The sequence below is a fragment of the Aliivibrio salmonicida LFI1238 genome, from assembly GCF_000196495.1.
Taxonomy (GTDB): domain Bacteria; phylum Pseudomonadota; class Gammaproteobacteria; order Enterobacterales; family Vibrionaceae; genus Aliivibrio; species Aliivibrio salmonicida.
In genome coordinates this window covers 2,773,885-2,788,730 of sequence record NC_011312.1, presented here as the reverse complement: position 1 = coordinate 2,788,730, position 14,846 = coordinate 2,773,885, and the positions used below count along the sequence as shown (strand labels likewise).

The following is a 14,846-nucleotide window of genomic DNA, read 5'->3' as shown; positions in this document are numbered from 1 at the left end:
CTGGGTTAAGTCTTTAGAAATGTATTTTTATTTAAAATACATTAGAAACTAAAGAGAAAGGAAAGCTTTCATTTCATTCAATATTTTTTCTGCTGTTAGTTGATCTTCCATTTCAGCAAAAATTCGTAGTAATGGCTCTGTTCCAGAGAATCGAGCAATTACCCAGCCGCCATTTTTAAAATAGACTTTCGCGCCATCTTCATAGCTGACTTTTTCTATTTCATATTCAAATTCTGGTAATTGTTGTTCAATATAAATTTTATTGTACAGTGCTTCTTTTTCGCTTGGTTTAAAAGTACAGTCCCCTTCGGCAGTATAGGCATAACCATATTTAGCATAAATTTCATCAAGCATTTCAGACAATTTTTTACCAGTAACACTGATCATTTCAACTAATAAGCTTGAAGCGAATACGCCATCTTTACCTTTAATGTGGCCACGAATAGTTAGACCACCCGAACTTTCACCACCCAATAAAGAATCATCCGCTTCCATTTGTGAACTAATATGCTTAAAGCCTACAGGAACCTCAAAGCTCTTTTCACCATGATCAGCTGCAACTTTGTCTAGTAAGTGTGTGGTTGCGATATTACGTACGACAGAGCCTTTCCAGCCTTTGTACTCAAGAAGATAATAATAAAGCAGTAATAACACTTCATTTGGGTGAATAAAGTGACCTTTTTCATCAATGATACCTAAGTGGTCGGCATCACCATCAGTACCGATACCTATATCATAGCCATCATGAGCAACTAAGTGCTTTAAGCGATATAGCGTAGCTGCATTTGGTGATGGCATTAAACCGCCAAACGACGGGTTTTCACCATCGTTGATAACATCAACATCACAGCGAGCACTGATTAATACTGTTTGTAAGGCATTTTTTGCAACCCCAAACATTGGATCGATTAACACTCGCAAGTTGGCTTTTTTAATTGAATCCATGTCAATTTTATCGATGATAGAATCAACAAAGGCATTCATTGGATTGATGATTTCGATACAACCGTCATTTAACGCGGCTTCAAAATCAACACTGCTTACATCTTGTTGCGTTAGGTGAGCGACTTGTTGTTCAATTTTTTGAGTAATAATTTCATCGGCATCTCGGCCTCCTTCAATAAACACTTTTATGCCATTGTAATCGGCTGGATTATGAGAGGCAGTGATACAAGCTGAGTAAATACATCCCATCTCTTTCGCTTGGAACATAACAATCGGGGTTGGGACGAATCGGTCAATAAAGCTGACTTTTATCCCATTTGCTGCAATAACTTCAGCAAACCATTTACCTGCTTTATCTGAAAGAAAACGACGGTCATAACCAATAACAAAACCTTTTTTTTGAGCTTGTTCATTGATCATAATATTAGATAACGCTTGAGCGACAAGACGTACATTATCTTTAGTGAACTCTTCACCAATGAAAGCACGCCATCCGCCAGTACCAAATTGAATCATTGTAAATTCCTTTTAGAGTAAGGAGCTTGCTATAAGCTCCTTACTTTTGTCTCTACATTAGGCCGTTGATTAAACTAACTAACCCATAATAACGATAACGTCATTAACACTGCCTTCCGCTTGGACTGGCACTGCGCCATTGACGACTCACTGAGAACTCAGGCCAATCAGTTGGAATACAAGGATCAATAGTTAAGCCTTCAAAGCCAGCACGAACACCAAGAATAAAGTTAGTTACCGCGAAGTAAGCCCAACCAGAAGTACCTGTTAACCAAGGGTGATTAGCACGACCATGATCTTGATGATCTTTACCCATGATAAACTGTACGTATGAGTATGGTTCAGCTATACGCTTTTCAATCATGTCATTTTGGTTATATGGATTTAGTGCATCATAGAATTTCATTGCACGGTCACCACGACCTAGTTTCGCTTCTGCTACCCAAGCCCATGGGTTTGGGTGAGAGAAGATAGCGCCATTCTCTTTTACGCCTTGGTAAACGCGAGTAACAAAACCAATGTCATCATTTGGTGTTGAGAATGATGGTGAGTTTAAATGTAATCCGTATTCAGAGAATAGATTCTCATCTACCGCATCCATTGCTTTTTCACCGCGCTCTTGAGATACCGCACCAGATAAAACAGCGAGTGTGTTTGATTCAAGATGAACACGACCTTCAGTTTGCTGTGCTGTACCAATTTTATCGCCATCTTTGGTTAGACCACGAATGTACCAACCGCCTTCTTCATCCCAAAGATGAGTTTCACACGCTTCACGTACGTTAGCTGCCATTTCAGAGTATTTAGAGATATCGGCATCATTTTTATGGAATTTAGCTAAATCTAAGAATTCTTCTAATGCCCAGAAATGTAAGAATGAAACCATTGATGATTCGCCACCACCTAAGTTCAGACAGTCATTCCAGTCAGCTCGTAAACCTTTACAAATACCAGTACGACCAACGTATTCTGCAGAGAAATCTAACGCCGCTTTCATGTGTTCATAAACTGTTGCGTCACCGCCATCAGCGTATGGGATCACTTCGTCGAAGAAAGAGTGTTCACCGGTTTCCATTACATATTTGATGATAGTTGGAACGATCCATAAATGGTCATCAGAACAGGTATCTTCAATGCAGTGGATCTTATCGTCATCTGATGGGGTAGGAACAACCGTAGGTGACTTTGATGGAACAACGTCTGCTTTTTCAGGATCAAACCAATCAGGATCAAATAAGTGTAGACCGTACCCCGCTTTCACTTGGCCGCGTAGTAAATCGACAATACGTTTACGTGTCATTTCAGGATTAGAGTGAGGGACAGAGATTGCATCCTGAGCCGTATCGCGGTAGCCAAGGCCTGTACGTCCGCCGACTTCAATGAATGAAGCAAAACGTGACCACACGACACAGGTTTCTGCTTGATACAGTGTCCAAGTGTTGATCATCGTATCCAAACCTTCGTTTGGTGATTTAACTTGGAATTTTTCACAACGCTCGCTCCAATGATCTTTGATCTCTTGGAATGCAGCATCAACATTTGCGACATCTTGGTATTTTTTACGTAGACGATCGCCATTGCCTTTACCTAGGCCAAGTACGTAAGCAAAGCGAACTTCTTCACCTGGTTGAATGGTGAATTGTTTATGAAGTGAACCACAATGGTTGTAACAGGTTTGTGCAGAGTTAGAGCACTGACCTTTTTCAACGGCGATTGGATTAGCTTCATCACGATATGCACCTAAGAAAGTGTCACGTTGGCCGTCATATAAATCAGGATCAAAGGTTGATGCTAGGTAATAGAAACCTTCAAAATCATTGGTGTTGTAATAAAGATCACATTCAATTACGCCTTCAGTATAAGAAGTGCCAGCTGAATACAAGGACATTTGATGGTTTTGGTTATCTGATTGAATGTGGCTGAATGAGAATTCAACAAAAGAGAATGCAGAGATAACACGAGGCTTATCGCTGGTATTCTTAATTACCACATCCCATACTTCAGCATCTTCACCCTTTGGAACAAATAAGGTTTTGGTGGCTTCAATGCCATTGTAATCACATTTGAATTTAGAGTAAGAAAGGCCGTGGCGAACTTCGTAGCTTGCTTCATCTAAGCTTTTTGCTACTGGCTGCCATGAGATTGACCAGTAATCACCCGTTTCATCATCACGAAGGTATACATAGTGCCCTGGACGGTCAAAAGTACCGTTTGGACGGAATTTAGTAACACGATTGTACTCTGGAGAATTATAGAAAGAGTAACCGCCAGCATTATGAGAAATAACGGTACAGAATTTTTCTGTGCCTAAATAATTCGTCCATGGAGCTGGTACGTCAGGGCGTGTAATTACATATTCGCGATTGTCGTTATCAAAAAAGCCGTATTTCATTGTTTTATCCTTAACTAAAATACTAATAAATGGGTGACTTATGGTTGACGGAAATTAATACCCTGACGTGTTAGGGTTGGTAATCGTCCATTTAACTTTGATAAAAAGTCTGTCCAGTTTCTGTGTTGTTTTTGTGTCTACATCCCTTCAGACATCGCTAAAAGGCGTGGGAAAATCATGTAATCCATACGCTCTTGGTTATTGATGATTTCACACCAAAGCGCGCATTGAATACCAAGAATTCGTTTACGAATAGGGTCGTTATCAGCAAGTTCTGCTAGTGGTTCATAGTTATATGCATCTTCAAGAGGAAGTACATTAGCCCAATCTACTCCTGGCTCTTCAGGAGCATAATCTTGAGCCATATCTAGGTAAGTCGTTTGTCCAGGTTGAAGTACCACATCAAAGCCTTGTTTTGCACAGTTAAGTGCCGCTTCTTCGCTTAACCAAGAGTAAATAACCGTGTCTTTACTGACTTTATTTCCGTGTTGCGCCTCTTCCCATCCCAACATTCTTTTACCGAGCTGCTTTAATTTTGTTTCAGCATGACGAAGTAGATGACCTTGAAGTTCAACGGGATCGCGATAACCTTGTTTGGCCATTAATGCTTGACACTTTTCACTGTCAGTCCAGACACCTTTAGGTACTTCATCTGCACCTATGTGAATGTAAGGGGCTGGAAATAACGCCGCAATTTCTTCAAGTACAGTATCAATAAAGGTGTAAGTACCTTCAATCGCAGGAGATAAAACATTATCGGTGTAATGCTGAATACTGCGGTAGTTTGAATGATCGTCTTTATCAACCAATAAATGAGGTAATGCTTTGATTGCTGCACGGCAGTGTCCCGGAATATCAATTTCAGGAATAACGGTGATACCACGCATGTCGGCATAAGCGATGACCTCTTTGATTTCTTCTTGTGAGTAAAATCCGCCGTGTTTTTTTGCTACGTGGGTATATTGAGGTTCTAGAGTTTCTTCAGGGCCGCGCCATGCGCCGATGTCAGTTAATTCTGGAAATGCTTTAATTTCAACACGCCAACCTTCGTCATCCGTTAGGTGCCAGTGAAAAACATTAAATTTATACTGGGCTAACTGATTGATAAGTCGTTTAACTCTCTCAAGAGGGTGGAAGTGCCTTGCACAATCGATCATCATTCCGCGGTAATGAAAGCGAGGTTGGTCGCTTATTTTTACACATGGAATTGTTTGATTTTGTTCACTTACGAGCTGCAATAAGGTGGCACACCCATGAGAAAAACCTTCGTTTGAGCCAGCTTTAATTTGTACGGTACTTTCTGTAACGGTAAGTTGGTATGCGCCTTTATCCAATGTTGGATTAGACATAAAAACAATATTACCGGTATTTTTGATGGCGAACTCTTGAGATGTTATTGCTGCGAGCTCCTCAATAAGCCATTGTGAGGCACCATTGGCTAAATGCGTCTGAATTTCTAATGACGTTTTATTGCTTAAAACAAATTGCCCATCAAGACGTTGAACCGATTCCGGTTTTGGTATTAATGATAATTCAGCCGGAGCGACTCTTGGTATTTGAGTTCTCTCTGAGTAAGGTGATGCTAAAACGATAGGAGAAATAGAGACATCTAAAAAATAGTTTTTATCATCTTGAGTAATAAAAATACTCGCATCATCAAGCCCATCAGAAATAAAGCGGAACGGGGCCGTCGCAATCGTAAATTCGATATAATAATGGTTGTTCGCTTTTAGTACTTGTTTTTCTTCGGGAGTTAACTTGCAGAAACTACCGACTTGCTCAAGTTTTCCTTGGGTGTTGCTGTTTGGTGCGATGAAGCGATCAATGGTGAAATGAAGCTGCCAATGATGAAGATCTACATCACTTAAATTATGTAATGTTAAACCAAAACGACTTAGGTTGTCTTTTTCAGACAAAACAGCAAGATCTACACGATAATCCATCATATCTTCCTTAATATAATGCTAGAACAGGTTATGTTCTGCTTTTCCTGCCATCAGGATGCCACCTTCAATAGCATCAAATTGTGGTTGTACTAAATATTGGCGAATAGAAGGCGATAGCCATTCAACAATGCGTTCCCCAATACTTCCCATTAATGCAATTCTTGTTGCGCCTTTATTATGCAATGCCGTTAAATACAGCTCGATGTCAGTTGCTGTTTGTTTTAACAGGTCAATCGCTAACGTATCGCCTTGTAGTGCGAAAGAGAAAATCTCAGGAGAGAACTGGCCATAATCACATGGTCGAGCGCGTTTAGACCAGTCAACGATACTGTCGATATCATGGTTGAAATGATGAATAACATGATCGGTTAGAGTTGTCGTAGGTTTTATACCATCATAAGCTAAAAGGGTATTTTGAATTAAACGCAATCCCATAATTGCCCCTCCACCTTGGTCTGAGATAGGGAATTCTCTTCCGCCGACAACATGTTGTTTTCCATCATTAATATAAATCCCACAAGACCCTGTTCCTGCGATCATTATTGCACCATTATCGCTATTATGAGCACCGAGACAGGCACCATATGCATCAGTATTTAACACCATAGATGCAAACGGGTGTTCTAATTCCATGAATGCATACCATGCCGATTTTTGTTCTGCACCCGCGAGAGCAAGACCAACATGCATACGTGTAAAGTCGAGTTCTGTTAGTTGATGTTGTGACGATGCTTGAGTAATTGCGGTGATAATTGAATCCATCGCGACATTGATACCAAGTAAGATATTCGCACTGCCACTCCTAGCTTCACCAAGTAATTCGCCTTGTTTATTGCGAATTCGAGCACGACAAGATGTACCGCCACCATCAATACCTACATACAGATCAGTCATTATTATTTACCTGCATTGATTGATAAGAATATTGAGATAAAATCGCCAGTAGGTACCATGCACCGTGAGGGATCCATTGCTCTCCCCAACGCCAGTTTTGTAACATGTCATCACCGTGTGGGACTGGATTAAACGCAATATCGTCTTCATCTTCAAATCCACCAGTAATCCCGTTACATACACCACCTTTAGCATTAAAGAACCCAAGATGAGGAAGGTAATCTGGATTGTTATGTCCATGACCATCTAACATGCACATGTCATAAGGATTTAAACCTAATACCCAATTTAAATTTTGTTGAGCAAAGCATTCGAGTTTTTGTACCGTATTTTTAGAGGTGATATAAGGGAGAGCTAAGTAACTCATGCTTGCCAAAGAGCCTAAACGTGCATTTTCACCTTGCCACCAATAGCCCGATTCATTGTCGTGGGCGACAAAAAAAGAACTGCGTTTATTATCATTTACTGGTTTTACATATTGGCGAGGATAGCCAAAAGGGTTACTGACTTCTGATGTTATTGTCAGTTCAAATTGAACGGCTTGAGTTATTGTCAGTTGAGTCTTTGCTCGGCGACTATTATCCGTTTCAATGTCGAGGTATTGAGAAAGCGCAATTGCAGGAAGACCCGCTTCAGCCGCATGGTAATAAGGACGCTCTCCATTTTTAGTTGCAGACCAGAAATTATTTTGATTTTCATCACTTAGTTGGCGAGCAGATAATCTTTCAGCCCATACACGAGCTTCAATTAAGAAAGCGTTATTTTGGGTTGTTTTGAACAGTTCGATAACAGCAAGAAGAGCGCAATATTCATCAATAATATTTTCTTCACCGTTATTCAAGTAATTGAGATTGTTTTCTTTTAAGTGCCAATAGCCTTTAACTGCTGCGCTTAAATACTCGTCGTGAGTAAATTCACCTTCAGTACTTAAACGAGAAGCAGCCGCAAGAGCTGCAATGGATATACCACCACCTTGACGAAAACCAGCTTGATAATCATCAGACTTATGACCATTTTGAGTTGAATAAGCACAGATATCTCGTTGAGTTATATCTTTACTCCATTTATCAAAAACCGTCATATAGAAGAAACCTTCCGGACTTTGCATACGAACTAAGAAGTCAGCACCAAATAACGCCTCTTCCGTAAGACGAGTGCGAGAGAATGCAGCAAAATCCGATAGGTTTTGAGTTAACTCTAAGCCTTTAAGCATATTCCATACAACCATTGGGATTTGCTGAGGGTTTAAATAATTAGCGTAAGATAAGTGGCTTAAATACTTACTGACATCACCCGATGCGTCATACCAACCACCATGAACATCAATGGTTTCTTTGCTATTGATGATAGGTTTTTTTTTATCTTGTTTATCAAAAATACCACTACAACGTTGAGACTTAAAATAATGTAAAACATCAGAAAACGTGTTTTTCATCAGTAAATGAGTACCAATGGTAAAAGGGTGTGATTTACTGTCATTAATCGTGAGAATAAACTTACCTTGTTGATTAAAGTCTGAGAAATCAATCTCTGCAAAATACCCTTGATGCCATTTAGCAATTTGGAGTGATGAAGAAATAGAAAACTGATGTTTTACCTGCTGTGTTTGAGTACAAATAAGGTTGCCTAATAACTCTTTATTAAGAGGTGAATCAGTTAATAATACGGCTGATTTAGGTCCATTATGTTCATATCCAATGTGGTTTGTTAACAGTTGCATCTATTTCTCCAAAATACCAATTACTGCTGTTTGAGGTTAACTTGTGTGAAATTAATTTTCGAACAAGTAACAACGAACAAAATGGTTGTCTGACAGTTTTGTTACGCCAGGCATACGTTCTTTACATTTTTCAGTTACATGAGTACAACGCCCAGCAAAAGGACAACCTACTGATTCTGGAGTCCAAAGAGGGATTTTCCCTTTATTTCCTTTCAGTTTGGTATGAATCGACTTGCTTGGATCGGGTACAGCAGAAACTAATAATTGTGTATATGGGTGTTGAGGATCATGGATGATCTCATCGGTATCGCCCCATTCAACCATATGCCCAACGTACATTACCGCGAGATCTTCCGCGATGTAACGTGCTGTCGCGATATCGTGAGTGATATAAAGTAGAGACATTTCTTTCTCAAACTTCATTTCTTCCATCAGGTTAAGTACACCAGCACGGATAGATACATCAAGCATTGATGTTGGTTCATCAGCCAGAACAACTTCTGCACCTACTGCAATATTACGAGCTAAATTCACACGTTGACGTTGACCACCAGAAAGTTGATGTGGGTATTTTTCTGATGTTTCTTTTGGTGGATTTAGGCCGACCTGATCTAAAAGATCGAAAACGCGTTCTTGTAACTCTTGTTTGTTTCTAGGGTCTATTTTCTTATGGATAAGCAGTGGTCGAGCAATATGGTGAAAGATGTTATGGGTAGGGTTTAGAGATCCAAATGGGTCTTGCCATACCATTTGCACGCCTTCACGGTAAGCCATTAGATCGTTTTTCTTGACGATATCCTGGATGTCGCGGCCTTTATACTCGATAAGACCGTCTGTTGGCGCATACATTTTTGCGATCATTTTTGCTGTTGTAGATTTACCTGATCCAGATTCACCAACAACAGATAAGCCACGGCTTTTGTACATTTTGAAAGATACGTCATTAATTGCACGCATCATTGGTTGTTTGAGTGCGTTACTGCTGATAGGGAAATCTTTTACTAGATTTTTACCTTCAACTAATAGTTTGCCAAGTGGTTTGCTCATAATTTACTCCAGATAATCCGTTATTATGCTTTTGCTTGTCTAATTGGATCACCGTATAGATGACAATTAGATAAGTGGCCAATTTCAATCTGACGTAATTGTGTCGGTACTGAACGACATGTATCGTGTACGCGGTCACAACGTGATTGGAAGCGGCAGCCTTGTGGGATCTCAAGTAAATTTAATGGGTTTCCTGGGATACCTGTTAACTTAGTTTTTGGCCCCGTTAGTGGTGGAAATGAACTCCCCAACCCTTTCGTATATGGGTGGTAAGGTGAGGTTAAGATCTCCTTTGAAGAGGCAACTTCAATTAACTCACCTGAGTACATGATCTCAATGCGATCAGAAAACTCAACCATTAACGATAGTTCGTGCGTAATGAATAGAATAGAAAAACCAAACTCTTCTTTAAGCGCGTAAATTTTCTGTAGAATTTCACGTTGAACGACAACATCAAGTGCGGTTGTTGGTTCGTCCATGATGATCATTTTAGGATTAAGTGCTAATGCAATAGCAATCATCAAGCGTTGACGCATACCACCAGAAAACTGGTGAGGGTAATCCGTTAAACGGTTTGGGTGAATATCAACAATTTCTAACAAACCTTGAGCACGAACAATCGCTTGTGCACGAGTCATCGTTGTGTGGCGCATAATTACGTCACAAAATTGCTCTTCGATTGTTAATACAGGGTTCAATGCGTTCATGGCACTTTGGAATACCATGGACATTTCACTCCAACGGAATGCCTGCATTTGTTTATCGCTGTATTTTAAAATATCACGGCCATCGAATATTACTTCACCACCAGTGATAAATGCTGGTGGCTTATGCAAGCGCATTAAAGAGAATGCAATAGTTGATTTTCCACAACCAGATTCACCTGCTAAACCAAAGACTTCACCTTTACCAATGTCAAAACTCACATTGTTTACAGCACGTACATCACCTGATTCAGTAATGTAATCCACACACAGATTGCGGATAGAAATTTGCGGGTCAGTCATATCAATCTTCCCTGTTCCAATTTAATACTGGTTTACCTAGGTCTGGTTTACGCTCGTTTGTATCTTGAGCGGCTAGTTTTTTCCAACGTTTCATTCCTTTGTGAGAACGAAGTTGTGGGTTAGCGATTTCATCAACGGCGAAGTTAAGCATTGCAAGACCGACAGCGAGAAGTGTCAGAGCCATACAAGGTGCAATCAACTCCCACCATGCGCCAATTAGGATAGATGATGATGTTTGTACGTTGTACAGCATGATGCCCCAGCTAATGGTACTTGGATCACCAAGACCTAAGAATGAAATCGTTGCTTCCATCATGATGGCGTACATTACTGAACCAATGAAACTTGCGCCTACAATTGAAATAAGGTTTGGAAGAATTTCAACAAAAATGATGCGCAATGAAGATTCACCTAAAACCTCTGCCGCTCTAACAAATTCTTTTTCACGTATTGATAAGGTTTGAGCTCGAATAACACGTGCGCCCCATGCCCAGGACGTACACCCAATAATCAAAGTAATGGTTACGGGGCCCGCTTCACCGATGAATGCAGCAAGAACGAACAGTAATGGATATTGTGGAATAACCAGCATGATGTTCATTGCTGCGGTTAAGATATCATCGACTTTGCCGCCGAAATAACCCGCAGAGATACCAATTACGGTTGCTAAGAAACACACCACGAAACCAGCACCAAAACCAACCGCCAGTGATACACGAGCGCCATGAGCAAGCTGAGACCAAACATCACGTCCCATACGTGTTGTTCCCATTACGTGATCTGCTTTTTTAGACATTAATAAAGAACGACGGTCAGTGGCTAAATTTTCTGAAACCCATCCATCAGGATTGTTTTCAGCCGCATTGACAACAAAGCTTGGGTATTCATGTGGATTACCTGTTCGTTTATCTGGTGCGTGGTCACTCAAAAATGGAGCAAATACAGCGACGAAGATAAACGTGAATAAGATACCTAAACCAAACAGTGACTTAGAGTTACCAGTAAGAAGTTTAATTAAGTTTTTCATTATTATTTTCCTCCCTTGCGTAAGCGAGGGTCTAGAACAACGTATAACATGTCTGCAAGAAGGTTAAAGAAGAGCATAAACAGAGTCATGATTAATAGCTGACCTTGAAGTACTTGGTAATCTCGAGAATTAATGGCGTTGAATAATACAGAGCCAAGACCCGGGTAGTTAAAAATGATTTCAACAATAAGTTGACCGCCAATAGCCATACCTAAAGACATTGATAAAGCAGTAACGCTTGGTAGCATTGCGTTACGAGCAGCGTAGTTAAATACCACTCTGTTTTCACTCAATCCCTTGCCTTTTGCCATGGTGATGTAGTCTTCACCAAGCAGATTAATCATGTTGTTACGCATGTTTATCAGGAAGCCACCAATTTGAACTATTGATGCACACAACAAAGGAAGAATAGCGTGGTAAGCGACATCTTTAATAAATGCCCAGCTAGTCCAGTCGGGAATATTACCTGGTGTATATGCATAACCTGTGGGGAACCATTTTAATCCCACGGCAAAAGTAAACATGGCAAGCATCGCAATAACTACTTGTGGTACCGCTTGGATAACCAACATCCCAGGAGAGATAAATGTGTCATAAGCGCTGCCTCGTTTCCAAGCCGCAAAAATACCTAATATAGAACCTAGAGAGAAAGATAGAACAACCGCAGTACCCGCCAAGAAAAGAGACCAACCAAATGCACCACCTAATAGTGTATTTACACTTAGAGGGTAGAATTTAATTGAAGTACCTAATTCCCAAGTTAGGATATTTTTAATATAGATAAAGTATTGCTGATAAAGAGGCCCATCAACAAAACCAAGTAGTTGTTTCATAGCTTCTATACGCTCAGGAGTTACCTGAGTAGTCGCATTCGCGAACATCATGGTAACTGGGTCACCTGGCATTGCTCGCGGTATAATAAAGTTAATCGTTGCAGCAACGACCAACGCAATAAAATAGAACGATAAACGTCTTAGAAAAAATCCCATAATTCACACCTTACTCATCCAGATTATTATTTGCCTGATCTGGAAATCAGGACGCAAAATCCCCTGACGACGAGCGCCAATCCTTTAGCTAATAGGGAAGGGGGAATAGGCGGTGCACAAGAGATGCACCGCAAAAGTTGTCACATATTACTTAACAGGTTTTAGGTCAAGAACATGTAGAAGACGTTCAGGAATACCAGCCCAGATGTTTGGACGGCCCTTAGGATTCTTCTCGTTCCACCAGCCAGTGAAGCGTTGTGTGTTGTATTGGTACATGTAAGCACCAGACAAGATTGGTAGTGTTACTTGGTTTTCAGCGATGATCTTCTGAATACCATGAGCGATTTCAATTTGCTCTTCTTTGTCTGCTGTTTTGTAGAAGCTATCAAGTAGTGCATTGCGAAACGAGGCATACCATCGCCTTCTTGTAGTGCTGAGTTGTATGCACTGTTCCAGTAAAGGTGTGGATCGGCACCGTGGAAGTAGTTAGTGAAAGCTACATCATATGTGCCTTCTAGCATCGCTTGGTTATAAACAGCAAACTCAGGAGTACGAGCTTTTGTTTTAATGCCAACTTCATCTAGTTGTTCAACCGCAAGTTGTACTGTGTTATTAAAATCAGTCCAGCCATTTGGTGATTGGATTAGAAGCTCAAATGGTTTACCTGATGGAGTATCAACATAGCCATCGCCATTTACATCTTTAAATCCAGCGTCAGCTAATTGCTTCTTGGCACCTTCAACGTTGTATGTGTTGAATTTTTTGTATTTATTATGAATTGTTTCGTCAGACCATGCTTCAAATGCATAACCAAGACCTGATGCGAAATCATTCACTGTACCGCCACCGTAGAATGCGATGTCGATGATAGTTTGACGGTCAAGAGCCATACCCATAGCGCGACGGAATTCAACGTTTGTTAACGCTTCGTTTTTAGCTGCATCTGGGTTTTTGAAGTTAACCATCAACGCTTGAGTACCTGATGGCGGGTACCAGTATTGGTGATTTGGACTTGCTGATGCGTAAGTACGGTCGATGTCAGGAATGAACGATGAAGTCCAATCTAGCTCAGAGTTTACGATTTTACCAAGTAGCTGGTCATTATTCGCAATTTGAGGAACACGTAAACAATCAACATCTAGGTTCGCATTATCCCAGTAATTAGGGTTACGACACTGAATGTAAAGTTGAGGTGTAAATGTATCGATTTCAGTGAACGGACCAGTACCAACTGGATTTTCATTAGTAAACGTTGTTGGGTTTTCAACTTTTGACCAAATGTGCTCAGCAACAACTGGAACTAATGAAATTTCGTAAGGTACGTTTGAGTTAGCTTCAGACAAAGTGAATTTAACTTGGTATTCATTCAAACGTTCAACTTTAGTAATCCACTTATTGATACCACGTTGGTCAAGTTCTGGCTTGTCCTTCAGTAGTTGATAAGAGTAGATAACATCATCAGCAGTAAATTTTTCGCCATCAGACCATTTAACGCCTTTACGAATGTCAAAAGTAACACTCATTAGGTCGTCTGACATACGGAAGTCTTCTGCAAGACGCATTACTGGTTCATTACCATGCATTTCATTAAAGATAACTAATGGCTCGTAAACAAAATCAGTTGTTGTACGAAGGTTAGTGGCAAGGTATGGGTTAAAGTTTTGAATCATTGTAGGGTAGAAATCAGGTACTATTGTTAGCTCACTGCGAGCTGCTGCATCTGTAGCAGCAAAACCAGTTGTTGCTGCTAATACTGCAGCAGCTAATGTAGTTTTTTTAATATTGGCAAGCATAGCTGTTCCTTACTCTTTGCTTTAGTTTCACGATTATACATATTTAACAATTTGCTAAATACACATTAAGGCATACCTCAAATTCCAATTTTTCCAGAACATCCTAAATGGTTGTTGAGTGGTCTGTATGCCTTGGGCATGTATAGAAAAACGTTTTCTGACTAAAACGTCAATTGAGATTACCGTTAAAAACGGCAAAATCAGCTTTTCTCACGTCAAAAACGTCATTTTTGTTTTTTACGAGTGAATTTCGCACAATTATTCTAATGTGACGAGCCTCTTGTTTACATCGTTCTATAAAACGAATGGTTAGTGCTTGCTTACTTTTTGGCTCTTTATTTAAAGGGTTTTGTGTCCTCATTGGAGAGATGGTGATAAGTGTCACGTGTGATCTCTGTCATTAATTTTACCGCTAAAATTATCACCGCGTGTTTGTTGTGAGTGGCTTCTCATTCTTATGACAAATATATTATTTACAACTTATTTGTCGATTTTTTAGCGTAATTTTATCTTTTTAAGTCGTGAGTTTTTATCTTAATTCGCTGAGAAAAATTGTGTAGGCATAAAAAA

Annotated in this window: 7 protein-coding genes and 3 pseudogenes; all 10 read right to left on the bottom strand. The window is 40.1% G+C overall.

Annotated elements, in window-relative coordinates; translation table 11 throughout:
* Window positions 1-48 precede the first annotated feature (48 nt).
* Complete coding sequence (locus VSAL_RS13515) at window positions 49-1,461, bottom strand: phosphoglucomutase/phosphomannomutase family protein (RefSeq protein WP_012551054.1); 1,413 nt, start codon at window positions 1,459-1,461, stop codon at window positions 49-51.
* A gap of 78 nt (window positions 1,462-1,539) precedes the next feature.
* Window positions 1,540-3,853, bottom strand: a pseudogene (locus tag VSAL_RS13510) (GH36-type glycosyl hydrolase domain-containing protein).
* Between the two features lie 38 nt (window positions 3,854-3,891).
* Window positions 3,892-5,796, bottom strand: a pseudogene (locus tag VSAL_RS13505) (beta-N-acetylhexosaminidase).
* Window positions 5,797-5,817: 21 nt separating this feature from the next.
* Complete coding sequence (locus VSAL_RS13500) at window positions 5,818-6,693, bottom strand: N-acetylglucosamine kinase (RefSeq protein ID WP_012551051.1); 876 nt, start codon at window positions 6,691-6,693, stop codon at window positions 5,818-5,820.
* The gene (locus VSAL_RS13495) at window positions 6,686-8,413 is read right to left on the bottom strand and encodes a glycoside hydrolase family 9 protein (protein WP_012551050.1); all 1,728 of its coding nucleotides are present in this window, start codon (window positions 8,411-8,413) and stop codon (window positions 6,686-6,688) included. Before VSAL_RS13495 ends, VSAL_RS13500 begins: the two co-directional genes overlap by 8 nt.
* A 51-nt stretch (window positions 8,414-8,464) precedes the next feature.
* Window positions 8,465-9,460, bottom strand: coding sequence for an ABC transporter ATP-binding protein (locus tag VSAL_RS13490; protein ID WP_012551049.1), 996 nt, complete (start codon window positions 9,458-9,460; stop codon window positions 8,465-8,467).
* Between the two features lie 23 nt (window positions 9,461-9,483).
* Window positions 9,484-10,467 carry an ABC transporter ATP-binding protein gene (locus VSAL_RS13485; RefSeq protein WP_012551048.1) on the bottom strand — a complete coding sequence of 328 codons (984 nt, stop codon included), beginning with the start codon at window positions 10,465-10,467 and terminating at the stop codon, window positions 9,484-9,486.
* A gap of 1 nt (window position 10,468) precedes the next feature.
* Window positions 10,469-11,494, bottom strand: a complete 1,026-nt coding sequence (locus tag VSAL_RS13480) for an ABC transporter permease (RefSeq protein WP_012551047.1) — start codon at window positions 11,492-11,494, stop codon at window positions 10,469-10,471.
* A 2-nt stretch (window positions 11,495-11,496) separates the two neighbouring features.
* On the bottom strand, window positions 11,497-12,483 hold the full coding sequence (locus tag VSAL_RS13475; protein ID WP_012551046.1) for an ABC transporter permease: 987 nt from the start codon (window positions 12,481-12,483) through the stop codon (window positions 11,497-11,499).
* A gap of 147 nt (window positions 12,484-12,630) precedes the next feature.
* Window positions 12,631-14,276 (bottom strand): annotated as a pseudogene (locus VSAL_RS13470) (ABC transporter substrate-binding protein).
* Between the last annotated feature and the right edge of the window lie 570 nt (window positions 14,277-14,846).

What these genes read in the sequence shown, in the direction of transcription:
- VSAL_RS13495 (WP_012551050.1), bottom strand. Translation starts at nt 8,413, where the DNA reads ATGCAACTGTTAACAAACCACATTGGATATGAACATAATGGACCTAAA.
- VSAL_RS13485 (WP_012551048.1), bottom strand. Translation starts at nt 10,467, where the DNA reads ATGACTGACCCGCAAATTTCTATCCGCAATCTGTGTGTGGATTACATT.
- VSAL_RS13475 (WP_012551046.1), bottom strand. Translation starts at nt 12,483, where the DNA reads ATGGGATTTTTTCTAAGACGTTTATCGTTCTATTTTATTGCGTTGGTC.
- VSAL_RS13480 (WP_012551047.1), bottom strand. Translation starts at nt 11,494, where the DNA reads ATGAAAAACTTAATTAAACTTCTTACTGGTAACTCTAAGTCACTGTTT.
- VSAL_RS13500 (WP_012551051.1), bottom strand. Translation starts at nt 6,693, where the DNA reads ATGACTGATCTGTATGTAGGTATTGATGGTGGCGGTACATCTTGTCGT.
- VSAL_RS13515 (WP_012551054.1), bottom strand. Translation starts at nt 1,461, where the DNA reads ATGATTCAATTTGGTACTGGCGGATGGCGTGCTTTCATTGGTGAAGAG.
- VSAL_RS13490 (WP_012551049.1), bottom strand. Translation starts at nt 9,460, where the DNA reads ATGAGCAAACCACTTGGCAAACTATTAGTTGAAGGTAAAAATCTAGTA.